Below are 25,888 nucleotides of genomic sequence, written 5' to 3'. Positions count from 1 at the left end.
GGAATCGGCTGTATCTAGCTGGATATGTGCCGCCGGTTCACCATTCCCGGCCTTCCGTCGACGGACAGCCTGGTTTCCTGCTTCGTCCGCTCCGCCACCACCTTGCCCCTGGCGATGACGCACAGGCGCTCGGCGCGCAGCCGCAGGGCTTCGACCGGATTGCCGGCATCGAGGACGACCAGGCTGGCGCGCTTGCCGACCGCCAGGCCGAGATGATCGAGGCCCATGATCGCGGCATTGACGTTGGTGACCATGTCGAAGCAGCGCGCCATCTCGGCCGGGCTCGACATCTGAGCGACGTGCAGACCCATGAAGGCGACATCGAGCATGTCGGCGGTGCCCAGCGAATACCAGGGATCGAGCACGCAATCCTGGCCCCAGCCGACGCGAATGCCGAGCGCCAGCATTTCCTTGACCCGAGTCAGGCCACGGCGCTTCGGGAAGGTGTCGTGGCGGCCCTGCAGCATGATGTTGATCAGCGGATTGGGAATGACCGAGACGCCGGCCTCGGCGATCAGCGGCAAAAGCTTCGAGACGTAGTAACTGTCCATCGAATGCATCGAGGTGAGGTGCGAACCGGCGACCTTGCCGTACAGACCAAGGCGCTGCGCCTCATAGGCAAGCTGCTCGATATGGCGCGACAGCGGATCATCGGTCTCGTCGCAATGCAGGTCGACCATCAGGCCGCGTTTGGCCGCGATTTCGCACAGCTCCGTTACCGAGCGCGTGCCGTCGGCCATGGTGCGCTCGAAATGCGGGATGCCGCCGACAATATCGACGCCCATGTCCAAGGCGCGGATGGTGTTCTCCCGTGCCGTCGGCGAGCGATAAAACCCGTCCTGCGGGAAGGCGACCAATTGCAGGTCGATATAGGGGGCGACCATTTTCTTGACCTCGAGCAGCGCCTCGACCGCCAGCAGGCGGTCATCGCAGACATCGACATGGGTGCGGATGGCAAGCAGGCCCATCGACACCGCCCAGTCGCAATAGGCCAATGCGCGATCACGCACCGCCTCATGCGTCAAAAGCGGCTTCAACTCGCCCCACAGCGAAATGCCTTCGAGCAGCGTGCCCGACGCGTTGATGCGCGGAATGCCCAGGGAGAGCGTCGCGTCCATGTGGAAATGCGGATCGACGAAGGGCGGCGAGACCAGATTGCCACGGGCGTCGACCTCGGTCCGCGCAGAACCCTGCAGAGTGGGCTCGATCGCCGCGATCGTCTCACCGTTGATGCCGATGTCGGCAACCCTGCCATCAGGCAGTGTGCCGCCGCGAACGATAAGGTCGAAAGCCATCTGTCGTCATCCCGTCAAGAGAATCATCTGATATAATCGAAGCCGAAAATCGCATCTCGTCGATGCCGCTTGCAACAGCGGTTTGTCCGCGGCGGCCGCGGATGGTTCCATCCGGCCGCAACTCCCTCTATAAGCCGCCTTCGTTGTCCCGGTTTCAAGGATCCGCCGTTTGTTTCGTTTCTTCCGCTCGACGGAAAACCAGCGCCTCGTTGCGAGGTTGATCCGGGAATCCTTTTACCAGCACAGGTTTGGCTACGGCGCCGCGATCTTGTCGATGCTTGTGGTGGCCGCCACGACCGGCGCCAGCGCCTGGATTCTCAAAGAGATCACCGACGAATTCGTGGTCTTCAAGCGGATTGACCGCGTCAACCTGATTGCGGCGGGGGTTGCCACGATCTTCATCCTCAAGGGTCTCGCCAACTTCATCCAGGCCTATTTCATGAGCCGGGTCGGCAACGCCATCATCGCCGATCGCCAGCGCAAGATCTACGACCGCATCCTGGCGCAAGGCATCGAATTCTACCATTCGACCTCGTCGTCCGACCTGATCACACGCATGACCAACAATGCGCAGGCTGCGCGCAACGTGCTCGACCTCGTTGTCACGTCCTATGTGCGCGACCTGTTGTCGCTGGTTGTCCTGGTAGGGGTCATGGTCTGGCAGCAGCCAGCCTTGTCCATAATCTGCTTTGTCGTCGGCCCCTTGGCTATCTACGGGGTCAACCGCATCCTCAAACGTGTTCGCAAGTTCGCCGCGATGGAGTTTCGCTCGGTCGGCCAGATCGTGCAGGTGATGCAGGAAACGGCAATCGGCGTGCGCGTCGTCAAATCCTTCAACCTCGAAGGCGCAATGCGCAACCGCATGTACAAGGCCGTGTCGGACGTCGAGAACCGGGCCAACAACATCGCGACGCTGGAGGCTGCGACAAGCCCGGTGATGGAGACGCTGGCCGGACTGGCAATTGCCGGGGCCATCTTCGTCAGCGGCTTCCTGGTCTTGCAAGGCGGCCAGATGCCTGGAAACATCATGGCCTTCATCGGGGCGCTGCTGTTTGCCTATGAGCCGGCAAAGCGCCTTGCGCGCGTGCGCATATCGCTGGAAAGCGGCATTGTCGGCGTGCGCATGATGTTCGAGCTCGCCGACCAGCCGCTGACTCTGGTAGAGAAGCCCGACGCGAAGCCGCTTCTGGCCGGACCGGGCGAGATCCGGTTCGACGCGGTCGACTTCGCTTATCAGAACGGGCCGCCGGTGCTGGACAGGTTCGATCTGACGCTTGCGCCCGGCAAGATGACGGCGCTGGTCGGGCCTTCCGGCGGCGGCAAGTCGACGATTCTAAACCTCATCATGCGCATGTACGACCCGAAGAGCGGCAAGGTGCTGTTCGATGGTCAGGATATTTCCCATGCGACGCTCGCATCGCTGCGGGAAAAGATCGCCTATGTCAGCCAGGACACGTTCCTGTTTGCCGGCACCATCATGCACAACATCCGGCTTGGGCGCGAGGGTGCGACCGACGAAGAGGTGATCGCCGCCGCCAAGGCGGCCAACGCCCATGACTTCATCAGCGCGCAGGCGAAAGGCTACGAGACGGATGTCGGCGAGAATGGCGGCCTGCTGTCGGGCGGCCAACGCCAACGGATCTCGATCGCACGCGCCATGCTGCGCAATGCCGAGATCCTGCTTCTGGACGAAGCGACCAGCGCGCTCGATGCCGAATCGGAAGCACTGTTCCGCGACGCGCTGCAGCAATTGACGGAAGGCCGCACGACGATCGTTATCGCGCACCGTCTGTCGACCGTGCACCAGGCTGACACGATCGTGGTGCTCGAAGCCGGCAAGGTGGTGGAAAGCGGCCCGCACAAGACCTTGCTCAAGCAGGGCGGGCTCTACCAGAAGCTTTATGAGTATCAGTTGATGCCCTGATGGTGTTCCGGATGTTGGAGCCAGGCCCCTCATCCGGCCCTTCGGGCCACCTTCTCCCCGAGGGGAGAAGAGATCGTCAGCGCCGGCGCCAGCCTCTTCACCCCAGCGGGGAGAAGGTGGCCGCGTAGCGGCCGGATGAGGGGCCTGGGCGCGAACCTTATTCCGGCACAAACCTCACCGCGCCCTTGGCCGCGCTGGTCGCCATCGCGGCATAGGCGCGCAAGGCGGTCGTCACCTTGCGCTTGCGCTTTTCCTCGGGCTTCCAGGCCAGGGCGCCCCTGGCCTCCATCGCCGCCCGGCGCGCAGCGAGCTCCGCGTCATCGACAGCAAGGCGGATGCTGCGGTTCGGGATGTCGATCTCGATCGTATCGCCCTCCTGCACCAGCCCGATTAGCCCGCCTTCGGCGGCTTCCGGCGATGCGTGGCCGATCGACAGGCCCGACGTGCCGCCGGAGAAGCGGCCGTCGGTGACCAGAGCGCAGGCCTTGCCGAGCCCTTTCGACTTCAGATAGCTGGTCGGGTAGAGCATTTCCTGCATGCCTGGGCCGCCGCGCGGTCCCTCATAGCGGATGACGACGACGTCGCCGGCCTTGATCTCGTTGGACAGGATCGCCTTCACGCTCGAATCCTGGCTCTCGAACACGCGGGCCGGGCCGGTGAACTTCAGGATCGATTCATCGACGCCGGCCGTCTTCACGATGCAGCCGTCGAGAGCCAGATTGCCTTTCAGCACAGCGAGGCCGCCATCCTTGGAAAAGGGATGTTCGGTCGAGCGGATGACGCCTTTCTCGCGGTCGAGATCGAGTTCGTCCCAGCGGCGGTCCTGGCTGAAAGCGACCTGTGTCGGCACGCCACCAGGGGCGGCGAGGAAGAAATCGCGCACACTCTGGCTGGTCGTGCGGGAAATATCCCAATGGTCGAGCGCTTCGCCCAGCGTTCGCGTGTGCACCGTCGGCAGGTCGCGGTTGAGCAGGCCGGCATTGTCGAGCTGGCCGAGGATGGCCATGATGCCGCCGGCGCGGTGGACGTCTTCCATGTGCACGTCGGACTTGGCCGGAGCAACCTTGCACAGCACCGGCACCTTGCGCGACAGCGCGTCGATGTCGTCCTGATCGAAATCGATTTCGCCCTCATGCGCGGCGGCGAGAATGTGCAGCACGGTGTTGGTCGAGCCACCCATGGCGATGTCGAGCGTCATGGCGTTCTCGAACGCACCTTTGGAGGCGATGTTGCGTGGCAGCGCGGTTTCGTCGTCCTGCTCGTAATAGCGCTGGGCGAGATCGACGATCAGGTGGCCGGCCTCGACGAACAGCCGCTTGCGGTCGGCATGCGTGGCCAGCGTCGAGCCGTTGCCGGGCAATGAAAGGCCCAGCGCCTCGGTCAGGCAATTCATCGAATTGGCGGTGAACATGCCCGAGCAGGAGCCGCAGGTCGGGCAGGCCGAGCGCTCGATGACCTTGACGTCCTCGTCGGAAATTCTGTCGTCGGCCGCCGCCACCATGGCATCGACCAGGTCGAGAGCCTGCGTCTTGCCGGCGAGCACCACCTTGCCAGCTTCCATCGGACCGCCGGAAACGAAGACGGTAGGGATGTTGAGGCGCAACGATGCCATCAGCATGCCGGGCGTGATCTTGTCGCAATTGGAGATGCAGACCATGGCGTCGGCACAGTGAGCGTTGACCATGTATTCGACGGAATCGGCGATCAGCTCGCGCGACGGTAGCGAATAGAGCATGCCGTCATGGCCCATGGCGATGCCGTCGTCGACGGCGATGGTGTTGAATTCCTTGGCGACGCCGCCGGCCTTCTCGATCTCGCGCGCGACCAACTGGCCGAGATCCTTGAGATGGACATGGCCCGGCACGAACTGGGTGAAGGAGTTGACCACCGCGATGATCGGCTTGCCAAAATCGCTGTCCTTCATGCCGGTGGCGCGCCAGAGGCCGCGAGCGCCGGCCATGTTGCGGCCATGGGTGGTGGTGCGGGAGCGATAGGCAGGCATGTTTTTTCCTTGGTGGCTGGCCACAGCCAGGCATGGCGCGGCGGAGCTGAATTCGGACCGCAGGCGTTATAGACGCGCAAGCCCGGTCTGGCCACAATTTTGCAATGCGCCAGATTCTCTCAAAAAAAATGCGTGGCACTGTCGGATGGCGCACTGCATGCCCGTCCTTGGGCAGACGGCATGGAAATGGCACCGCGTTCGGAGTCAGCCGTTTCGCCGTAACGCAACCAAAACCACCCGAGGAGCACGACATGCAAAAGATCACCACCTGCCTGTGGTTCGACGGCCAGGCCGAAGAGGCCATGAATTTCTACGTCTCCATCTTCAAGAATTCGAAGGTGCTGAGCGTAATGCGCTGGCCCGAAGGCCACGCCGATGAAGGCAAGGTGCTGGTGACCACGTTCGAACTCGACGGGGTGCAGTTCCAGGCGCTCAATGGTGGACCGCAATTCAAGCACACCGAGGCGATGTCGCAGTCGATCGACTGCAAGACGCAGGAAGAGGTGGATTACTTCTGGGACAAGCTCATCGAAGGTGGCGGCCAACCGTCGCAATGCAGCTGGCTGAAGGATAAATTCGGCGTCTCCTGGCAGGTTGTGCCGGAGCAGCTGCCGCGCCTGCTGCTGGATCCGGACCGGGCCAAGGCCGGCCGCGTGATGTCGGCGATGATGCAGATGAGCAAGATCGACATCGCCAAGATCGAGGAAGCCGCTAGAGGATAGTCAAGGGTCGCGCCGCCCCTCATCTGCCCTTCGAGCACCTTCTCCCCGTGAACGGAGAGAAGGAAAAACTGGCGCCTACGCCGCTCTGTCGCGGACCTGATAGTCCTTGATCGTGGCAAACCTGATCGCCTTCCAGCGTTCCGCTTCGTAGTTCAGCGAGAAAGCGTGCTGGGCGAGGAACACCGGATCATTGTCGAGGTCGCGGGCGATGTCGCCGCGATGCGCCTCGATGAAGCGAAGCGTCTCGGCCTTGTCGTCGGCCGAGATCCAGCGACACACCGAGAAGCGCGACATTTCGAATTCGACCGGCAGCGTGTATTCGAAGTTCAGCCGTTCCTTCAGCACGTCGAGCTGCAGCGCGCCGACGACCCCGACGATGGCCGGCGAGCCATCCTCGGGCGAAAACAGCTGCACGACGCCCTCCTCTGCCATCTGGTGCAGCGCTTCCTTGAGTTTTTTCGCCTTCATCGCGTCGCCGAGGCGAACGCGGCGCAGGATTTCCGGTGCGAAATTCGGCACGCCGCGGAACAGGATTTCCTCGCCCTCGGTCAGCGTATCGCCAATACGCAGCGTGCCGTGGTTGGGAATGCCGACGACATCGCCGGCGAACGCCTCGTCGGCGGTGACGCGGGTGCGGGCAAAGAAGAACTGCGGCGCCGACAGCGACATCGGTTTTCCCGTGCGCACCAGCTTGGCCTTCATGCCGCGCTCGAGCTTGCCCGAACAGACGCGGACGAAGGCGATGCGGTCGCGGTGATTGGGATCCATGTTGGCCTGGATCTTGAAGACGAAGGACGTCATCTTCTCCTCGGTCGCCTCGACCTTGCGGGTATCGGCCTCCTGCGCGCGCGGCGGCGGTCCAAAAGCGCCAAGCGCCTCGATCAGGTCGCGGACGCCGTAGTTGCGCAGCGCCGAGCCGAAATAGACCGGCGTCAGATGACCCTCGCGGAAGGCCTCGATATCAAGGGGTCTGCACGCTTCCCGCGCGAGCTCCAGTTCCTCGATGAAGGCCTCGCGCTCGTTTTCCGGCAGCAGGCCGGCGACGCGGTTGGAATCGGGACCATTGACCGGCGTGCGTTCTTTCTCCGCGTCGCCCCTGCGCACGGCATTCAGCGCCAGATGATAGGTGCCGGCAAAATTCTTGCCGCGGCCGATCGGCCAGGTGACGGGGGCAGTATCCAGCGCCAGCTTCTGCTCGATCTCGTCCAAAATCTCGAACGGATCGCGGCTTTCGCGGTCCATCTTGTTGATGAAGGTGATGATCGGAATGTCGCGCAGCCGGCAGACTTCGAACAGCTTCAGTGTGCGCGGCTCGATGCCCTTGGCGGCATCGATGACCATGACCGCCGAGTCGACCGCCGACAGCGTGCGGTAGGTGTCGTCGGCGAAATCCTCGTGGCCGGGCGTGTCGAGCAGGTTGAAGACATTGTCTTCATACTCGAAGGTCATCACCGAGGTGACGACCGAGATGCCGCGCTCACGCTCGATCTTCATCCAGTCGGACCGCGTCTGAATCTTGTCCTTCTTGGCCTTGACCTCGCCGGCAAGCTGGATGGCGCCGCCGAACAGCAGCAGCTTTTCGGTGAGCGTGGTCTTGCCGGCGTCCGGGTGCGCGATGATCGCGAAGGTGCGGCGGCGCGCCACTTCTTCTTCTATTGCTTCGGGCATTCTCTGGGATTTCCGTGTGACAGGCCGGGCTTCTAGCAGCGCAGTGCCGGGCTGTCGACCGGTCCGACGGCTCGGAAGCTGCTGATCGCCGCCTCACCGTCAGAGCATACAGCTCAGCCGTGCTGTGGCTCCGGCCAGTGCATTGCCGCATATTTTGCGCTGCGCGATGTTGGCAAGCGGCTGCCGGGATGGCACTGGACGAACATCCCTCCGGACGGCGAGGCAGAGGAGCAAGCATGACTGCGGCGAAACAAGTGATCGTCATCGGCGCCGGCATCATCGGCGCCTCCATCGCCTGGCATCTGAGCAAGGCGGGAGCACAGGTCACGGTCATTTCCGACAGCCCCGTCGGTGGAATCGCCACCCCAAACTCGTTTGCCTGGATCAATGCCAGCTGGGGCAATCCGGAGCCCTATTTCCGGCTGCGCACCCGCGCGATGGCCGAATGGTCGCGGCTGGCGCAGGACCTACCCGGCCTGCCGCTCAGCTGGTGCGGTGGCCTGTGCTGGGATCTGTCGGCCACCGACATGGAAATCTACGCCACGGAGCATTCCGCCTGGGGCTACGGCATCGAACGCGTCGACCGCGCCGGTGCCGCGCGCATCGAGCCCAATCTCGCCGAGCTTCCCGACTTTGCCCTGCATGTGGCTGAGGAAGGTGTCGCAGAGCCCGTGGCCGCCGCCCATGCCCTATTGGCAGGCGCGAAGCGACATGGCGCGAAGACCATCTCCAGCACGGTGACGGCCCTGGTCCAGACCGGCGGCAGGATCACCGGTGTCGACACTTCGCACGGATTGATTGCATCAGACGAGGTGGTGGTCGCGGCCGGCGTCGGCTCGCCGGAGATCGCCGCGACCGCCGGGATCAACCTGCCGATCGAAACGCCGCCCGGCCTGATCGTCCACTCACGGCCTTACAAAAAGCTGCTCAACGGTCTGGTTCTGGCCGAGCGGCTGCACATGCGCCAGACGGCGGAAGGCCGCATCATCGCCGGCTCGGATTTTGGCGGCGCCGATCCGGGTATGAATGCCGAAGCCACCGCCCACGCGCTGTTTGCGGCCATGAAAGCCATGCTGCGCGACAGCGACGGGTTGGAACTCGATTTCCACACGGTCGGCTACCGGCCGACGCCGATCGACGGCTTTCCGATCATCGGCCGCGCGGTGGGCATGGACGGTGTCTATGTCGCGGTCATGCATTCCGGCATCACGCTGGCGCCGGCCGTCGGCCTGTTCGCCACAAGGGAAATCCTCGACGGCGAGCGCGACCCGCTGCTTGCGCCTTATGGATTGTCGCGCTTCGCTCAATAGGCGGGCGGACGGCGAAAGCCGCCGGTGAGTGGTTCGATTGCCTTGGCGATGCCGAGCAGCCGTGACTCCGACCAGCGTTTGCCGACCAGTTGCAGGCCGATCGGCAGGCCGGTGCTGTCCTGTCCGCACGGCATGGAAAGCGCTGGATGGCCGCTGTAGTTGAACACGGCGCCATAGGCCGGCAGCATCCAGTAGCTCTGCTCCTTGCCGTCGACCTTGATCGGCGTGCCCGGCTCGCAATGCGGGAAGGCGGTGGTCATGGCGACCGGGCAGATCAACGCGTCGTAGGCCTCGAAAAACCGGTCCCAGGCGAGAATGGATTTGTCGCGGCGGGCGAGTGCCTCGAACCAGCGCGAGACCGGTGTCGGTTCCTCCGGCGGCTCAGGCTGAGCGGCCTCCAGCATCATGCCGATCAGCGCGCCGCCCTGCTCCAGATCGTCATGCAGGTCGAGTTTCGGCAGTTTTGCTTCTTCGACGACCGCTCCTGCGGATTGTAACTGCCTTGCGAGACTTTCGACCGCGGCGCTGACGTCGCCCGCCACTGGAAACCCGGGAAAGAACGGCGCGAAGGCAATGCGCAATGTCTTGAGGTCGAGGCTTGGCATATCCTCGACCGGCACCGGCGCAAGATCGGTGTCGCTTCCATTAGGACCGGCAATGATTTGATAGATCAGCGCCAAATCTTCCACACTGCGCGCCAGCGGCCCAAGGCAGGACATCAGCCGCACGCTGCGCGCAGTACCGCCGGGATCGGGAAAGACGCCGGCCAGCGAGACGCGGTGCTCCGTCGGCTTCAGGCCATAGACACCGCAGAAACTGGCCGGCAGCCGGATTGAGTCCTGCATGTCGGTGCCGACATCGAACGGCGTCATCCCCGAGCAAAGTGCAGCCGCCGCGCCGCCGCTGGAACCGCCCGCCGTGCGCTGGAGATTCCAGGGATTGCTGGTGCGACCAAACAGCGGATTGTTCGACTGCCAGTCCGAAAGCATGGTCGCGACATTGGTCTTGGCCATCAGCACGCCGCCAGCCGCACGCAAGCGGGCGACGACCGGACTGTCCTGTTTGGCGACATAGTCGGCAAAGGGCGGAAAGCCGACCGTGGTCTTCATGCCTGCTGTTTCGTGCGTGTCCTTCAGCGTGAACGGTACGCCGTGCAACGGGCCGAGGGCCTCGCCGCGCGCCTGGGCCGCGTCGGCCTTCTTGGCGCACTCGCGAGCCCCTTCCCTGTCGAGCGAGATGACGGCGTTGACCGCATCGTTGTGCGCATCGATCTGCGCCAGGTGCGCGTCGAGTGCCTCGACGGCGGAGATCTTCCGCGCGGCGATGGCGGTGGCCAGCTCGATGGTTGAGGAAAAGACGAGGTCCATTGACAATGCTCCGGCTTGGCCGCGTTCGCCTGATCGGATGGCGGACAGCGGCGCTGCTTCAAATGGAGTTGAGCATTCGAGGATTGGCTGCGTTTGATCGAAATTGTGCAGACTGGACTGTCCAAGTCTGCACTCTACGGCGCCCCCCTCTGTCCTGCCGGACATCTCCCCCACAGGTGGGGAGATTGGATGTCACGACAGCTTTCGCCAATCTCGGACGTTGCAAGGAATAGCGCGGCAGTCGCAGGTGCCAATCTCCCCCGTGTGGGGGAGATGTCCGGCAGGACAGAGGGGGGGCTGTCCCGCGGCGTTGCCGCACTTTTGCAACTAGACGGCCAGTGCCAGCCTGGCCGATGCGGGTGCGAAAGGGCGAATGACCATGCCATCGCCAGTGATCGTCACAAAACTCGACGGCGGGATCGCCTGCCAGTCGCCGCCCTCGCGGTCGAACGGCTCGGAAACGATGCAGCGGCCGCCGCCCTTGCGCAGGACAGACGTGTAGAGCGTCGGTGCGTGAGCGTCGGTGGCGTAGCGCACCGCATGCAGCGCCTGCCCGTCGGAGAAGGCGGCGGTGAGTTTCAGCGCCGGTTCGAGGCCGGCGCGGCGCGAGGCTTCGAGCACGCGGCTGGTGGCGCGGGAGACGGCGCCTTGCGGATCGCCGGTCAATCCCTCGTCGATCATCAGCAGGAAAAACAATTCGGAATCGGTGGTGCCTTCGCGCTGGTCGAAGACAGCGTCGGACAGCGAATTCTCCAGCGCGCGGCGGATTTTTTCGAAGCCGCCGATCTGGCCGTTGTGCATGAACGACCAAGAGCTGGAGATGAACGGATGGCAATTCATGCGGCTGGTGGCGCCGCCGGTGGACGCCCGCACATGGGCGAGGAACAGGCCGGATTTGATCTGCCGGCACAGGCTCTTCAGATTGGGATCCGACCATGCCGGCAGGATGTCTCGGTAGAGACCCGGCTCCGGGCGGTCGCCATACCAGGCAAGGCCAAAACCGTCACCATTGGTCGGCGATTTCGCTTCCTGGGCGCAATGGCTCTGGGCGATCAGCGAGTGACAGGGCGCGGTGAGCATGTCTTCGAGAAAGACTGCTTCACCGAGATAGGCCGTCCACCGGCACATCGCTTCTGTCGCCCTCTAGGCGCGATCCATAAGAGCCGCAGGCTCCTTGATCGCGTGTGTGCCTCTGTTGTGCGTCCGCTCGTAAAGCTCACGAACGATTCGGCTGGCGGTAGTCTCAAACAGAAATGGCAAGAAAGCGTGAACGAGCGCGGCGCCAGCCGCCATCAGCAGCCGCGACGAGAACCAGCCGGCAAAGGCCATATGAGTGAAATAGGTTTCGCCGACCTTGGCCGGATGAGAGGTGAAAATCCATGCGACCGACATGCTGGTCCCCTTCAGCGCTTGAAGTTCCTGATATGAGTATCCTGACACGCTTCGCCGGTTCATCGGTCTCAAAATATCCTTGTATTTGACCCGTTGATGGGACAAACATCCCACATGGCGTTGGAAATCGACGAAATCGACCGGAAATTGCTTGCCGAATTGCAACGCGACGGCACGCTGTCGGTCGACCAGCTGTCGGAACGGGTGGCGCTGTCGCGCAATGCCTGCTGGCGCCGGGTGAAGCGGCTGGAGGAGGATGGCGTCATCACCGGCCGCGTGGCGCTGGTCGATGCCGAAAAGCTCGGACTTGGCCTTTCCGTCTTCATCCTGATCCGCACGTCCAACCACGACCCGGAGTGGCTGCAGAAATTCCGCGCGGCAGTGACCGGCTTTCCCGAGATCACCGGCGTCTACCGCATGTCGGGCGACCTCGACTATGTCTTGCGCGCCCGCGTCGCCGACGTGAAGGCCTATGACCGGCTCTACCAGCGGCTGATCGCCAAGGTGGCGCTGTCGGATGTGTCCGCGTCCTTCGTGATGGAGGAGATCAAGGAGACCACCGTCGTTCCGATGGAACTGCGCTGAGGTCACAGTGCCGCCCAAAAGAAAGCCGTTGATAGAATTACAGTCGAGTTGACCGAATCGCCGTTCGCGCCGATAGGATCGATTTTATGCGCGCAGCCCTTCAAACTCCCTCCGTCATCGGTCCGACCGTCGGCTTCGTCAGGTTGCCGCATGCTGAAGGACTTCCCCTTCCTGCTTATGAAAGCACCGGTGCTGCCGGCATGGATCTGCGCGCCGCGGTGCCCGACGACCGGCCGCTGCTGATCCTGCCTGGCAAGCGTACTTTGGTGCCGACCGGGCTGATCCTGGAAATTCCGGAAGGCATGGAGGGCCAGGTGCGGCCGCGCTCCGGACTTGCTTTCAAGCACGGCCTGACCGTCCTCAACACGCCCGGCACCATCGACAGCGATTATCGCGGCGAGGTGAAGGTGCTGCTGATCAATCTCGGCGACGAGGACTTCGCGGTGACGCGCGGCATGCGCATCGCCCAGATCGTTTTTGCCGCGGTGACGCAAGCCGCCGTGGAAGAGCGCAACCTAGCTGGCGGCACGGCGCGCGGCGCGGGCGGGTTCGGGTCGACCGGCACCGCCTGATGCCTGAACTGCCTAAACTTGTCATCTTCGACTGCGACGGGATCCTGGTCGACACCGAGAACCTCGCCAATCGGCGCCTCGCCGAATGGCTGACCGCTGCCGGCTATCCGACAAGCTTCGAATATTGCCGCAAGAATTTCTCCGGCCGCAGCATGGCGTCGGTGCAGAAAGAGATCGAAGCAGAGACCAGCGGCAGGCTCGGCGTCGATTTCGTCGATCGCTGGAACGCCGGCCTGCCGGATCTGTTTGCCCACGGCGTCGAAGCGATCCCCTACGTCCGCGAGTTCGTCGAAGCCGTGCGTTCAGCCGGTATCGCGTATTGCGTCGCCACCTCGGCCCGAGTGTCGAAGATGCACATCACGCTCGGCCAGACCGGGCTGTTGCCGCTGTTCGAACACGCGATGTTTTCCTCGACCATGGTCAGCCGTGGCAAGCCGTTCCCGGACCTGTTCCTGCATGCGGCCAAGACCATGGGCTTCGCGCCCGCCGACTGCATCGTCATCGAGGACAGCGTCGCCGGCACGCAGGCCGGGATCGCCGCCGGCATGCGGGTGTTTTCCTATCATGCCGATCCCTATTCCGACCGCGCCGGCCTGATCCAGGCCGGCGGCATCCTGTTCGACGACATGCGCGAGCTGGCCGGGCTGGTGCCGATCCACTAAGCTGATCTTCAGCCTGCGGCTGTACGCCTCGATCGTCCGTGCTAGCTTGGCCCCGCCAATTCGAGGCCACGCATGAAACCCGCCCTGTTCCGCTTCTTCCTTACCTTGACGCTGCTGCCGTTTTTGTGGACTGCGGCCGGCGCGCAAGCCGTCGGCTTCCCGGAACTCGGCAGTGCTTTGCCCGGCCGCACGGATGCCACCTATCTCGACCTCGCGAGGATGGTCATTCCAGATCTCGCCGCGGACCAGGACGGCTTCTACAGGGGCGGGTTACCGATCGAGATGCGACATATCGAGCGACCGGACGGCGGCGGTTCGCCGCCCGAAACTTCGGGCTTTTCCAATGCCGCGGTGCTTGCGATCAAGGCCGGCGGCAAGGACCGGCTGGCCATGCTGTTCGACCTCGGTGACTCTCCCGACAGCGCCGAAGGCTATGCGGTGCTGGCGCTCTACGACGTCACGGCCAAGCCAAAATTGCTCGACGCCGTCAATGTCGCGCTCGACCGCGGCACCTACTTCCGCGAACCGGGCAAGCTTTCGGTCAGCGCCAACGATGACGTCCTGATCACCATGAGCGCGCATTTCAACTCGAGCCAGAACTATGTGATCACGCCGCTGATCATGGTCCGCGACGACAAATTCGAACTGATCGACATGATCTATACGTTCGACGAAAACCTGTGCGCCTACAGCCGCAAGCAGGATGTAGCTTTTCAGGCCATCGCGGAGGGGAAGTCCTATGCTGCCATCAAAGTGACGGTGACCGATGCCACGGTGCTCAACGGCGAAAGCTGCGACGACACTCCGCCCCGACCAGAGTCCCACGCGATTTCCGTCATCTATCACTGGGACAAGAAGACATCGCGCTACATCAAGGATTCCGACACGCTGGACAAATTGGCAGGAGAGAACGCCAAACGCTTCTGAACCAACCGCATTCGTTTGCCCGGCCAAATGGGGCAGGATAAAATCCACTTAGCCACACCGCATATGGGGGTACTACCATGGACAAGGGCAAGATCTTCCGCGACCTGCATGCCTCGACCTTCGTCATGCCCAATCCCTGGGATATCGGCACGACGAAGCTGCTCGGCTCGTTCGGCTTCACGGCGCTGGCGACAACCAGCGCCGGCTTTGCCTTTTCGCGCGGCTTGCCGGACGGCGCGGTGACCTTCGACCAGATGATCCACCATTGCCGCGAGGTGTCGGGGGCGACCAGCCTGCCGGTCTCGGCCGACCTCGAGAAAGGCAAGGGCGACAGCGCCGAGCAGGCCGCCGAAACCATCTTCGCGGCCGAAGCGGCCGGTCTTGCCGGCTGCTCGATCGAAGACCACACCGGCGACCCCGACAAGCCAATCTATGATTTCGCGCACGCTGTCGAGCGCGTTGCGGCGGCGGTGGAGGCGGCGCGGGCGCTGAAGCGCGATTTCGTCTTCACGGCGCGGGCCGAGAATTTCCTGTGGGGCAAGTCCGACCTCGACGATACCATCAAGCGGCTGCAGGCGTTCGAGAAGGCCGGCGCCGACGTGCTCTATGCGCCAGGCATCGGCGACGTCGAGATGATCCGCACGCTCTGCTCGGCGGTCAGCAAGCCGGTCAATGTCATGGCAAAGCCTGGCTTCACCATCGCCGACCTCGCCATGGCCGGCGTCAAGCGCATCTCGCTCGGGCCGTGGCTGACCAATTTCGCCTATGGCATGCTGGAAACGGCGGCACGCGAGATCCAGCAGGACGGCACCTTCGGCTTCACCCGCGCCGCCATGCCGTTCGGCAAATTGCAGGCCCTCTTCGGCAAGTCTTCAGCTTGAACGGGGCCCATCGCATGACGCTGACCGTCGTCGACATGCATACAGGCGGCGAGCCGCTCAGGATCGTCACCGGCGGCTATCCCGGTATTCCCAAGGGCACGATCCTAGAAAAGCGCGCCTATGTGCGCGACCATCTCGATCATCTCAGGAAAATCCTGATGTTCGAGCCGCGCGGCCATTACGACATGTATGGCGCCTTGCTGGTCGAGCCGGACCTGCCCGGCGCCGACCTCGCCGTGCTGTTCATGCACAATGAGGGTTACTCGACGATGTGCGGCCACGCCATCGTCGCGCTCGGCCGCTACGCCGTAGATGAGGGATTGGTGGCGAAACAGGAACCAATCACGACAGTCAATATCGAGGCGCCGTGCGGGCTGGTCGTCGCCTCGGTCGAGGTCAGGGACGGCAAGGCCGGTGCGGTGTCGTTCGAAAGCGTGCCGGCCTTCCTGTTCGCCGGCGGGCAGACGATAGAGCTGGCGGGTCATGGCACGATCGGCTTCGACGTCGCCTATGGCGGCGCCTTCTACGCGCTGGCCGATTGTCACCAATTCGGGCTTGAATTCGGCAGAAGCCGGGTGCGCGATTTCGTCGATGCGGCAACCGCGCTGACGGACAGGCTCAAGGCCGAATTGCCGCTGTCGCATCCCGACCATGCCGACCTTGCCTTCCTCTACGGCACCATCCTGACCGATGGCCGCGACGCGTTTTCCAGCGAGGTGACTAAGAACATCTGCGTCTTCGCCGAGGCCGAGGTCGACCGCTCGCCGACCGGCTCCGGCGTGACCGCGCGGTTGGCGGCCATGCATGCCAAGGGCGAGATCGCGATCGGGCAGACACGCATGTTCGAGAGCATCGCCGGCTCGCGTTTTTCCGGGTCCGTGGTGCGGACGGCGAAGGCTGGCCCGCACGAGGCGATCATCGCCCGCGTCGGCGGCCGCGCCTACTATTCCGGGCGGGCCGAGTTCATTGTCGAGGCCGACGACGAACTGGGACGCGGTTTCCTGTTGCGCTGACGAAAATGCTCAGCCGCGTGAGGAGCGAGCCACTTCCCGCACCGAAATCGCCTTGTGCAGATGCACCATCATGGCGGCGGCGAAGAGCGGCGTCACCAGATTGAGCAGCGGCACGGCGAGGAAGGCAGCGATGAGCAGGCCGGCGAGAAACACCGTGCCGGCATAGTGTCTGCGCAAGGCTCTGGCCTCTTCTTCGTCGCGAAAGCGCATGGCGGCGAATTCGAAAAACTCGCGCCCGAGCAGATAGCCATTGACGATGAAGAAGGCGGCGATGTTGACGCCCGGCACCAAGAGAAGCAGCAGGGCGACGATGTTGCCAAGAATGACGACGCCGAGGAATCGCGCCGACAGCACCAGCGAGCGCAGCGCCGGCATGGCGCGGCCGGTCGGATCGCCGGGATAGTCGGTGCGCTCGACCACTTCGGCGATATCGTCGAGGAACAGGCCGGCGACAACAGCCGTCACCGGCGCGATGAGCAGGGCCATGCCGAAGGCAAGCGCTATCGCGGCGATGATGCCACCCAGCCAGCCGGCCCAGGACGGTATGCCGGGCAACAGCGTCTGCAGCCACGGCAGGGCGAGCCACTCGACGAGGCTGGTCAGGCCGAACCACAAGGCGACAAGCGCCAGCAGCGTCAGACCCAATGTCTTGAGGAACACGGCCCGAAAGGGAGGCGAGAGCAGCTCGAGGGCCGCAGTGCGGGCAGCGTCGAAAATCACCTTGTCACACCCCCGGTTAGCGGACGCCGCCTAAAAGGCGGATGCTTCCGAGATAGGCAGCGCAGGCCATGAGCACAAGCGGGCTGGTTCTTTGCTTTGACGCAATTCCCAAGGGAAAGCGCTATGCGCTTTTCCCGGGAAAACCGCTTCACACTTTTCCTGGAATTGCTCTACCGCGCAAACGCCGGCTTTCGAATCGGGATGGTCATGGCAGCGACCCCGGCCACGACGAAACCCATGCCCAGCCATGCCGTCGAACCAAGGCTTTCGCCGAGGAAGAGAGCGCCGATGCCGACGCCGATCGGTACGCGCAGATAGGCCTGCGAGGTGGTGCCGACCGAACCCAGCGTGTGGATGAGGCGGAAATAGATGACGAAGGCCAGCGCGGTGGAAAAGACCGACAGGCCGAGCAAGGCCAGGATCGACGCGGTCGAGGGCGCCAGCGTCCATGGCTGGTCGAACACAAGGCTGAGGGGCACGAGTATGACGGCGCCGCACAGCATGGAACCGGCGGCAGGCAGCATTGGGTCGAGGCCCTTGAAACCACGGCCGAAAATGGCCGCACCCGCATAGCAGATTGTTGCCGCTACGATGGCCAACTGCGCCCACAACTCGTGACCGAGGCCACCCAGTGCCTGCGTGCCGATGATGAGGCAGATGCCGGCAATGCCGGCGCCGACGCCAATCAGCTTGCGCACCGTGACCGGCTCGTGGCGGGTGATGAGCGCTGTCAAGAGGAAGGTGAAGATCGGCGAGGTGGCATTCAGGATGGTGGCGAGGCCGGCATCGACCGAACGTTCCGCCGCCGCGATGAGGGTGAACGGGATGACGCTGTTGAGGCAGGCCTGGAAGGCGAAGCGGCGCCAGCTTGCCGCATCGCCCGGCATGGCGAGCCCGCGCCAGCGGAGGATGGCGAACAGGATACCACCGGCAATCAGGGTGCGGGCGGCAATGAAGGTGACCGGCGGGATGGTTTCGACGCCGATCTTGATGAAGGTGTAGGAGGCGCCCCAGAGCACCGCCAGCACGACGAGCAGCGCCAGGTCGGTGGTCATGTCGTTCTTTGCAGGCTCGTTCTTTGTCGAGATCTTCTTTGTAGACATGGGGCTGGCTCGCCTTCGAAACGGGATCGGCTGAACCAGGCTTGTAGGCGGTGCGGCGAAGAAATGCTTCGGCCACGGTCGAATTGTCATAGCGCCTCGCGGCTGAGGCGCCTTTTGCCTGTTCCGCCAAAGTTGCGTGTCTCGCCCTAGGCAAACCGGTTTCAAATCGCTAGACCCGCGCCGGGCCGGCGTGGCAAGAAGCCGGCTCGGGTTTTTGGCGGAGATTTTGATGCCGGATTATGACGTGCTTTGCATCGGCAATGCCATTGTCGACATCATCGCCCAGTGCGACGAGGAATTCCTCGAGACCAACGGCATCATCAAGGGCGCGATGAACCTCATCGACACAAAGCGCGCCGAACTGCTCTACAGCCGCATGGGGCCGGCGATCGAAGCCTCCGGCGGTAGCGCAGGCAACACGGCGGCCGGCGTCGCCAGTTTCGGCGGCCGCGCCGCCTTCTTCGGCAAGGTCTCCAACGATGCGCTGGGCGAAATCTATGCCCACGACATCCATGCGCAGGGCGTCGCCTTCGACACCAGGCCGCTCAAGGGCGAGCCGCCGACGGCGCGCTCGATGATCTTCGTCACCCCCGACGGCGAGCGCTCGATGAACACCTATCTCGGCGCCTGCGTCGAGCTTGGACCGGAGGACGTCGAGGCCGACAAGGCCTCCGGCGCCAAGGTCACCTATTTCGAAGGCTATCTGTGGGACCCGCCGCGCGCCAAGGAAGCAATCCGCCAGACGGCGAGGCTGGCGCACGCGGCAGGTCGCGAAGTGTCGATGACGCTGTCGGATTCGTTCTGCGTCGACCGCTACCGCGACGAATTCCTCGACCTGATGCGTTCGGGCACGGTCGACATCGTATTTGCCAACAGCCACGAGATCAAGTCGCTCTACCAGACGTCGTCGTTCGACGAGGCGCTGGCGCAAATCCGCAAGGATTGCAGGATCGCCGCCGTCACCCGCTCGGAAAAAGGCTCGGTGATCGTGCGCGGCGACGAGACCGTGGTCATCAAGGCGACCGCCATCAAGGAACTGGTCGACACGACAGGCGCCGGCGATCTCTATGCCGCCGGCTTCCTGCATGGTTACACGCAAGGCCGCGACCTGCAGACCTGCGGCGACCTTGGCTCACTGGCGGCCGGACTGGTGATCCAGCAGATCGGCCCCAGGCCGCGGCAGAATTTGCGTCGCGAGGCCGAGCAGGCGGGGTTACTGTAACCCTAAAGCCCGGCGCCTGTGCCGTAGGCGGCCGGTCGCGCCGCTGCCCTTCGCAGGCTCAGGGCGTTCGAAGCTCGAAAAGCCAAGCAATTGGCTTTTCGTCCGCTGCGCGGACCGCTTCTCACCGTCGCGCGGCTGTCATACATCGCACCTACACGCAATCTGGGCGTCCCGCGACTGACATTTCGGTGCGCCCTCAGTCAGTTGGGGTGTCAAGAAATGCTGGACAGCATGCTGTCGGGCGGCCGGATTCGTTGCCGCCGCGATTTCCGTTTTCCGCACTAGAAATTCAACAATCGGCCGCAGCTGAGGGGAGCGCGCGGCCAAAAGACAGATGCATGAACAGATTTCAGATCCAGGGCCTCAAACAGGACGACTTCGCGGAGATGGTCGCGGAGGACGTCGAGCGCGCGCTTGCGCACTATGACGAGGCCATCAACAAGCCCACCATGGTCTCGGTCGGCAAGATCGCCGGCAGCATAGCGTCCGCCGTCACCTTGCTGTCACCGAAGCACCAGCGCGCCATCGACGCCATCCATGCCGACCTGCCCGGCCTGGCCTCGAAATTCGTGCGCGCGCTGGCGGCGGAAGCCGCGCGCCGCAGCGAAGCCGGTATAGCCGGCGTAATCAATCCGCCGACGACCCCGTTGGCCGATGTCGAGCCTCCTTCGCTGCCAAAGTCCGACGATCTCGAATCGATGCTGATCGAGGACTGGGCGGGCCGCGTCGCCGGCTCGACCTATCTGGAAGAGAATTTGCGTATCGCCCGCTCGACCCTGCATCGCTGGCAACGGCGGGGCGAGGTCATCGCCTTGCGCAAGGGCGGCCGCAAACATGTCTTCCCGCTGGCGCAGTTCGTCGATGGACGGCCGGTTGCGGGCATTCGCGACGTGCTGTCGCTGATCACCAATCCAAGGCTCGCATGGCTGTGGCTGACGCGGCCCTCGGCGCAGCTCGACGGCCGCATTCCCGTCGACCTGCTTCGGCAGGATCAGGTCGACGAGGTGATCGAAGCCGCGCGCGTATTCGCGCCGGGCTGAACGCCTCGCAGACTCACCGCTAAGGCTCGCCGCTCAAGTCCCCGCCGTATACGCCGCGATCGCCGCCATGTTGACGATGTCCGAGTCCTTGGCGTTGAGCGACACGATCTGAACTGGCTTGTTCAAGCCGACCAGCAGCGGGCCGATGACCGTGGAGCCGCCGAGTTCCTGCAGCATCTTGGTCGAGATCGAGGCCGAGTGGAACGCCGGCATGATCAGCACATTGGCCGGGCCGGTCAACCTTATGAACGGATATTGCGCCATGGCCCGCGCATTGAGCGCCACGTCGGCGGCCATTTCGCCGTCATATTCGAAATCGACGCGGCGCTTGTCGAGGATGCGCACCGCTTCCTGGACGCGCTCGGAGCGCTCGCCCTGCGGATGGCCGAAGGTCGAATAGGCGAGCATGGCGAGCCTCGGCTCATAGCCCATGCGGCGGGCAAAGCCCGCGGCCTCCTCGGCGATGTCGGCGATCTGCTCGGCGTTCGGCATGTCGTGCACGGCGGTGTCGGCGACGAGCACGGTCTTGCCCCGCGCCAGCACGATCGAGACGCCGATGACGCGGTGGCCGGGCTTGGCGTCGATGACGCGGCGGATGTCGTCGAGTGCGGTGGAATAGTTGCGGGTCACACCCGTGACGATGCCGTCGGCGTCGCCCAGCGCCACCATGCAGGCGGCAAAATGGTTGCGGTCGTTGTTGATCAGCCGCTGGCAGTCGCGGAACAGGAAGCCTTTGCGCTGCATGCGCTCGTAGAGATAGTCGGTGTAGATGCCGTTGCGGCGCGACAGGCGGGCGTTGATGATCTCGATGCCTTGCTTGTTGAGGTCGATGCCGGCGTGCTTGGCGTTTTCCTTGATGACGTCGTCGCGTCCGAGCAGGATGGCGGTGCCGAGCCGCTGGTTCACATAGGAGACGGCGGCGCGCATGACCTGCTCCTCCTCGCCCTCGGCGAAGACGATGCGCTTGGGCTGGCGGCGCACGCGGTCGTAGATGCGCTGCAGGGTCGATGCGATCGGGTCGCGGCGGGCCGACAGTTCCTGCGCGTAACGATCGAGATCGAGGATCGGCTTGCGGGCGACGCCGGAATCCATCGCCGCCTTGGCCACCGCAATCGGGATGGCCGAGATCAGGCGCGGGTCGAACGGCACCGGGATGATGTAGTTGGGGCCGAATTTCGGCCGGTTGCCCTGATAGGCGGCGGCGACGTCGTCGGGCACATCCTGGCGTGCCAATGCCGCCAGCGCCTGCGCGGCGGCGATCTTCATGTCGTCATTGATGGTGGTTGCCCTGACATCCAGCGCGCCGCGGAAGATGTAGGGGAAGCCGAGCACGTTGTTGACCTGGTTGGGGTAATCAGAACGCCCTGTGGCCATGATGGCGTCGGTGCGGATTTCGGCGACCTCCTCCGGCGTGATTTCCGGATCGGGATTGGCCATGGCGAAGATGATCGGGTTCTTGGCCATCGACTGCACCATGGCGGTGGTCAGCGCGCCCTTGGCGGAGAGGCCGAGGAAGACGTCGGCGCCGTCGAGCGCCTCGGCGAGGCTGCGCGCCTCGGTCTTGACCGCATGCGCCGACTTCCACTGGTTCATGCCTTCGGTGCGGCCCTGGAACACCACACCCTTGGTGTCGCACAAAGTGATGTTTTCGGGGGCAAAACCCATCGCCTTCATCAGCTCGATACAGGCGATGCCGGCTGCACCGGCGCCGTTGCAGACCATTTTTGTGGTCTTCATGTCGCGGCCGGTGATTTCCAGCGCGTTGATCAGGCCGGCGGCCGAGATGATCGCAGTGCCGTGCTGGTCGTCATGGAAGACCGGGATGTCCATCAATTCGCGCAGGCGCTGCTCGATGATGAAGCATTCCGGCGCCTTGATGTCCTCGAGATTGATGCCGCCGAAAGAGGGCCCGAGGAAACGCACACAGTTGATGAACTCGTCGGCGTCCTCGGTATCGACCTCGAGGTCGATGGAATCGACATCGGCGAAGCGCTTGAACAGCACCGCCTTGCCCTCCATCACCGGCTTGGAGGCCAGCGCGCCGAGATTGCCAAGGCCGAGAATGGCGGTGCCGTTGGAGATGACGGCGACCATATTGCCGCGCGTCGTGTAGTCGAAGGCGCGCGAGGGGTCTTCGGCGATGGCCAGAACAGGAACCGCGACGCCAGGCGAATAGGCGAGGCTGAGGTCGCGTTGCGTCGCCATCGGCTTGGTGGCAACGACCTCCAGCTTGCCGGGGCGACCCATGGCGTGGAATTCGAGCGCTTCCTGCGCACTGACGGACGGACCGTTGTTCTCGGTTTTCCTGGCCATGATGTTCTTGATTTCCTCACCGGTGCAGCACCTCGTTGAAGCGGGTGCTTTGTGTCGGACCGAATTAAGACCACGCGCCGCCGCGTGTAAACCGCCAGCGCGCTGGAATCGCCGTCCGCATCGGCAATTGCGGACAAGCTGCCGTCCCGTCGTCCCCTGTTTTTCGAAGCTCTGGCATTAAACCGCATCATCACATCTGCTAGCGTGCCGCGCATGAACATGCACAGCCCGAACGAGCCAGACGCCCCCGAGGCGATGACGCCGGTGCCGACCGCCCACGCCGGCGCCACGCCGATGATCGAGCAATTCATCGAGATCAAGGCGGCGAACCCCGATTCGCTGCTGTTCTATCGCATGGGCGATTTCTACGAGCTGTTCTTCGACGATGCCGAGAAGGCGAGCCGGGCGTTGGGCATCGTGCTGACCAAACGCGGCAAGTATCAAGGGCTCGACATTCCGATGTGCGGCGTGCCGGTGCATGCCGCCGACGATTATCTGCAAAAGCTGATCGGCCAGGGTTTCCGCGTTGCCGTCTGCGAACAGATCGAGGATCCGGCCGAGGCCAAGAAACGCGGCGGCAAATCGGTGGTGCGCCGCGACGTGGTGCGGCTGGTGACACCGGGCACCATCACCGAGGACAAATTGCTGGCGCCGTCGGAATCGAGTTTCCTGATGGCGCTGGGGCGGGTGAAAGGCGGAGCGGACCACTCCTTTGCGCTGGCCTGGATCGATATCTCGACGGGCGCCTTCCGCGTCACCGACACCACCGCCGACCGGCTTTTGGCCGACATTTTCCGCGTCGATCCGCGCGAGCTGATCGTCGCCGAGCCGGTGTTCCACGATCCGGAGTTGAAACCGGTGTTCGACGTGCTTGGCCGCGTCGCCAGCCCGCAGCCGCCGTCGCTGTTTGATTCGGCCTCGGCCACGGGACGCATCGCCCGCTTCTTCGATGTGGCGACACCGGATAGTTTTGGCGCCTTTTCGCGCGCCGAACTGTCGGCGATCTCCGGCGCCATCGCCTATGTCGAGAAGACGCAGAAGGCGGAGCGCCCGCCGCTATCGCGGCCCGAGCGCGAAGAGCAAGGATCGACCCTGTTCATCGATCCGGCCACGCGCGGCAATCTGGAACTCTTACGCACTCTGTCGGGTAGCCGCGAAGGCTCGCTGTTCAAGGCGATCGACCGCACGGTGACGGGCGGCGGCGCAAGGCTGCTCGCCGACCGGCTGATGGCGCCACTGACCGACCCGGTGGCGATCGGCGGCAGGCTGGACTCGGTTTCGTTCTTCCGTGCCGAAACGCGGCTGTGCCAGGCGGTACGGTCGAGCCTGAAGAGCGTCGCCGACATGCCGCGCGCGCTGTCCAGGCTGGCGCTCAACCGGGGCGGCCCGCGCGACCTTGGCGCGCTGCGCGCCGGTTTCGAGGCTGCCGGCGCGATCGCCGAGATCTTTGCCGCGACCGCCCTGCCCAGGGAATTGACGGCGGCACTCGCTGCCATCCACGCGCTGCCCCAGGCGCTGGCCCAGCACCTGACACAGGCGCTTGGCGACGAACTGCCGCTGCTCAAGCGTGACGGCGGCTTCGTTCGCGGCGGCTATCACCCCGATCTCGACGAGATGCGGGCGCTGCGCGATGAGTCGCGCAAAGTGATCGCCGGGCTGGAGCGCTCGCTGATCGACGAGACCGGCATCCGCTCGCTGAAGATCCGCCACAACAATGTGCTTGGCTACTACATCGAGGTGACCGCCAATCACCACGCGATCATGACCGGCAGCGACGGCGCCAAGGCTCGCTTCATCCACCGCCAGACCATGGCCAACGCCATGCGCTTCACGACGACCGAGCTTGCCGAACTCGAGACCAAGATCGCCAACGCCGCCGACCGGGCGCTCAGCATCGAGCTTGCCGCCTTCGACGCGCTGACGGCGGAAGCGGTCGGCGAAGCGGAGAAGATCCGCGCCGGTGCGGATGCGCTGGCCGTGCTCGATGTCTCGGCGGCACTTGCGCTTCTCTCGGAAAGCGAAGCCTGGTGCCGGCCGGTGGTGGATTCGAGCCTTGCTTTCGACATTTTGGGGGGCCGGCATCCGGTGGTCGAGCAGGCCTTGCGCCGTTCGGGCGAAGGCCCGTTCGTCGCCAATGATTGCGACCTGTCGCCGGAGGGCAGCGCCAAGAATGGCGCGATCTGGCTTCTGACCGGCCCCAACATGGGCGGCAAGTCGACGTTCCTGCGGCAAAACGCGCTGATCGCCATCCTGGCGCAGACCGGCTCGTTCGTGCCAGCGACCTCGGCCCATATCGGCGTCGTCGACCGGCTGTTCTCGCGTGTCGGCGCCTCGGACGATCTGGCGCGCGGCCGCTCGACCTTCATGGTCGAGATGGTCGAGACGGCGGCAATCCTCAACCAGGCCGGCGAGCGCGCCCTGGTGATCCTCGACGAGATCGGCCGCGGCACCGCCACCTTCGACGGCCTGTCGATCGCCTGGGCGGCGGTCGAATATCTGCATGAGAAGAACCGCTGCCGGGCGATCTTCGCTACTCACTTTCACGAAATGACCTCGCTGGCCGGCAAGCTGGCGCGGCTCCACAACGTCACCATGCGGGTCAAGGAATGGGAAAACGACGTCGTCTTCCTGCACGAGGTCGGCAAGGGCGCCGCCGACCGCTCCTACGGTGTGCAGGTGGCGCGGCTGGCCGGGCTGCCGGAAGCGGTGGTCGACCGGGCCAAGGAAGTCCTGCACCAGTTGGAGGAAGGCGAGGTTTCCGGCAAGACCAACCGGCTGGTCGACGACCTGCCGCTGTTTTCGGTGGCGGTGAAGCGGGAAGCGGCGAAGCCGGCCAAGGGCGACGCGTTGGGTGCCGCGCTCGGCGACATCAATCCCGACGAGATGACGCCAAGGGAAGCGCTGGAGGCGCTTTACCGGCTTAAGGGACTGGCGTAGCCAGTAAAGGTCGGCGGGACAGCACCCCCCTCTGCCCTACCGGGCATCTCCCCCGCAAGGGGGAGATCGGACGTCACCTTGGCTTTCGCCAATCACCATGCAAGGAGAGCGGAGCGCGGAAGCTGCCTATCTCCCCCCTGTTTGGACCGGAGACATCGCGAACAGGTGTGCGAGGACATCGCGAACAGTTTTGTCACTTATCGTCTGCAGAGGTTGAGGTCGACTGTTTCTAT

At 64.0% G+C, this 25,888-nt stretch carries 21 protein-coding genes; 12 read left to right on the top strand and 9 right to left on the bottom strand.

Annotation, left to right across the window (positions count from 1 at the left end):
• Positions 1–14: 14 nt before the first annotated feature.
• Complete coding sequence (locus tag NKJ11_RS00105; protein ID WP_352792461.1) at positions 15–1,295, bottom strand: amidohydrolase family protein; 1,281 nt, start codon at positions 1,293–1,295, stop codon at positions 15–17.
• A 169-nt stretch (positions 1,296–1,464) separates the two neighbouring features.
• Between NKJ11_RS00105 and NKJ11_RS00100 the strand changes: the two genes are divergently transcribed.
• The gene (locus NKJ11_RS00100) at positions 1,465–3,219 is read left to right on the top strand and encodes an ABC transporter ATP-binding protein (RefSeq protein ID WP_128363991.1); all 1,755 of its coding nucleotides are present in this window, start codon (positions 1,465–1,467) and stop codon (positions 3,217–3,219) included.
• 157 nt (positions 3,220–3,376) lie between these two features.
• On the opposite strand, the gene ilvD is transcribed toward NKJ11_RS00100, so the two are convergent.
• On the bottom strand, positions 3,377–5,221 hold the full coding sequence (ilvD, locus tag NKJ11_RS00095; RefSeq protein WP_023811662.1) for a dihydroxy-acid dehydratase: 1,845 nt from the start codon (positions 5,219–5,221) through the stop codon (positions 3,377–3,379).
• Between the two features lie 251 nt (positions 5,222–5,472).
• Here ilvD and NKJ11_RS00090 point away from each other — a divergent pair, with 251 nt between their 5' ends.
• Entirely contained in the window at positions 5,473–5,943 is a 471-nt protein-coding gene (locus tag NKJ11_RS00090) for a VOC family protein (protein ID WP_027039696.1), read from the top strand.
• A gap of 75 nt (positions 5,944–6,018) precedes the next feature.
• Here NKJ11_RS00090 and NKJ11_RS00085 read toward each other — a convergent pair whose 3' ends face one another.
• Positions 6,019–7,611 carry a peptide chain release factor 3 gene (locus tag NKJ11_RS00085; RefSeq protein WP_352439722.1) on the bottom strand — a complete coding sequence of 531 codons (1,593 nt, stop codon included), beginning with the start codon at positions 7,609–7,611 and terminating at the stop codon, positions 6,019–6,021.
• A 236-nt stretch (positions 7,612–7,847) separates the two neighbouring features.
• Here NKJ11_RS00085 and NKJ11_RS00080 point away from each other — a divergent pair, with 236 nt between their 5' ends.
• Positions 7,848–8,921, top strand: a complete 1,074-nt coding sequence (locus tag NKJ11_RS00080) for an NAD(P)/FAD-dependent oxidoreductase (RefSeq protein ID WP_352610814.1) — start codon at positions 7,848–7,850, stop codon at positions 8,919–8,921.
• Here the strand turns inward: NKJ11_RS00080 and NKJ11_RS00075 are convergent.
• The 3 genes from NKJ11_RS00075 to NKJ11_RS00065 form a co-directional block, all read right to left on the bottom strand.
• Complete coding sequence (locus tag NKJ11_RS00075) at positions 8,915–10,288, bottom strand: amidase (RefSeq protein WP_352610815.1); 1,374 nt, start codon at positions 10,286–10,288, stop codon at positions 8,915–8,917. The two genes, NKJ11_RS00080 and NKJ11_RS00075, sit on opposite strands and share 7 nt — an antisense overlap.
• A gap of 327 nt (positions 10,289–10,615) precedes the next feature.
• On the bottom strand, positions 10,616–11,416 hold the full coding sequence (locus NKJ11_RS00070; RefSeq protein WP_352792460.1) for a class II glutamine amidotransferase: 801 nt from the start codon (positions 11,414–11,416) through the stop codon (positions 10,616–10,618).
• Positions 11,417–11,431: 15 nt separating this feature from the next.
• Positions 11,432–11,680, bottom strand: a complete 249-nt coding sequence (locus tag NKJ11_RS00065) for a DUF6356 family protein (protein WP_352610825.1) — start codon at positions 11,678–11,680, stop codon at positions 11,432–11,434.
• A 114-nt stretch (positions 11,681–11,794) separates the two neighbouring features.
• Between NKJ11_RS00065 and NKJ11_RS00060 the strand changes: the two genes are divergently transcribed.
• From NKJ11_RS00060 to NKJ11_RS00035, 6 genes are all read left to right on the top strand, one after another.
• The gene (locus NKJ11_RS00060) at positions 11,795–12,265 is read left to right on the top strand and encodes an Lrp/AsnC family transcriptional regulator (protein WP_023811653.1); all 471 of its coding nucleotides are present in this window, start codon (positions 11,795–11,797) and stop codon (positions 12,263–12,265) included.
• An 86-nt stretch (positions 12,266–12,351) separates the two neighbouring features.
• Complete coding sequence (dut, locus tag NKJ11_RS00055) at positions 12,352–12,837, top strand: dUTP diphosphatase (protein WP_128304825.1); 486 nt, start codon at positions 12,352–12,354, stop codon at positions 12,835–12,837.
• Complete coding sequence (locus NKJ11_RS00050; protein ID WP_352610816.1) at positions 12,837–13,499, top strand: HAD family hydrolase; 663 nt, start codon at positions 12,837–12,839, stop codon at positions 13,497–13,499. The genes dut and NKJ11_RS00050 overlap by 1 nt, the downstream gene beginning before the upstream one ends.
• A gap of 72 nt (positions 13,500–13,571) precedes the next feature.
• The gene (locus tag NKJ11_RS00045) at positions 13,572–14,426 is read left to right on the top strand and encodes a hypothetical protein (RefSeq protein ID WP_352439725.1); all 855 of its coding nucleotides are present in this window, start codon (positions 13,572–13,574) and stop codon (positions 14,424–14,426) included.
• 77 nt (positions 14,427–14,503) lie between these two features.
• Positions 14,504–15,307 (top strand): isocitrate lyase/PEP mutase family protein, encoded by an 804-nt coding sequence (locus NKJ11_RS00040; protein ID WP_352439726.1) that lies wholly within the window; start codon positions 14,504–14,506, stop codon positions 15,305–15,307.
• A gap of 14 nt (positions 15,308–15,321) precedes the next feature.
• Positions 15,322–16,320: a proline racemase family protein gene (locus NKJ11_RS00035; protein ID WP_352439727.1), complete on the top strand. Its 999-nt coding sequence runs from the start codon at positions 15,322–15,324 to the stop codon at positions 16,318–16,320.
• A 9-nt stretch (positions 16,321–16,329) separates the two neighbouring features.
• Here NKJ11_RS00035 and NKJ11_RS00030 read toward each other — a convergent pair whose 3' ends face one another.
• Positions 16,330–17,040, bottom strand: a complete 711-nt coding sequence (locus tag NKJ11_RS00030; RefSeq protein ID WP_352792459.1) for a sulfate transporter family protein — start codon at positions 17,038–17,040, stop codon at positions 16,330–16,332.
• Between the two features lie 170 nt (positions 17,041–17,210).
• The gene (locus NKJ11_RS00025) at positions 17,211–18,143 is read right to left on the bottom strand and encodes a DMT family transporter (protein ID WP_352792458.1); all 933 of its coding nucleotides are present in this window, start codon (positions 18,141–18,143) and stop codon (positions 17,211–17,213) included.
• A 229-nt stretch (positions 18,144–18,372) separates the two neighbouring features.
• Here NKJ11_RS00025 and NKJ11_RS00020 point away from each other — a divergent pair, with 229 nt between their 5' ends.
• Entirely contained in the window at positions 18,373–19,365 is a 993-nt protein-coding gene (locus NKJ11_RS00020; protein WP_023811645.1) for an adenosine kinase, read from the top strand.
• Positions 19,366–19,703: 338 nt separating this feature from the next.
• Positions 19,704–20,405, top strand: a complete 702-nt coding sequence (locus tag NKJ11_RS00015) for an antitoxin Xre/MbcA/ParS-like domain-containing protein (protein WP_352610819.1) — start codon at positions 19,704–19,706, stop codon at positions 20,403–20,405.
• Between the two features lie 33 nt (positions 20,406–20,438).
• Here the strand turns inward: NKJ11_RS00015 and NKJ11_RS00010 are convergent, their stop codons facing one another.
• Complete coding sequence (locus NKJ11_RS00010) at positions 20,439–22,718, bottom strand: NADP-dependent malic enzyme (protein WP_023811643.1); 2,280 nt, start codon at positions 22,716–22,718, stop codon at positions 20,439–20,441.
• A gap of 213 nt (positions 22,719–22,931) precedes the next feature.
• Here NKJ11_RS00010 and mutS point away from each other — a divergent pair, with 213 nt between their 5' ends.
• The gene (mutS, locus tag NKJ11_RS00005) at positions 22,932–25,655 is read left to right on the top strand and encodes a DNA mismatch repair protein MutS (RefSeq protein WP_023811642.1); all 2,724 of its coding nucleotides are present in this window, start codon (positions 22,932–22,934) and stop codon (positions 25,653–25,655) included.
• Positions 25,656–25,888: the final 233 nt, after the last annotated feature.

The sequence above is a fragment of the Mesorhizobium sp. M0243 genome, from assembly GCF_040321775.1.
In the GTDB taxonomy this organism is placed as follows: domain Bacteria; phylum Pseudomonadota; class Alphaproteobacteria; order Rhizobiales; family Rhizobiaceae; genus Mesorhizobium.
Note: the sequence above shows the minus strand (reverse complement) of the source record. Positions and strands in the feature narration are given on the sequence as shown.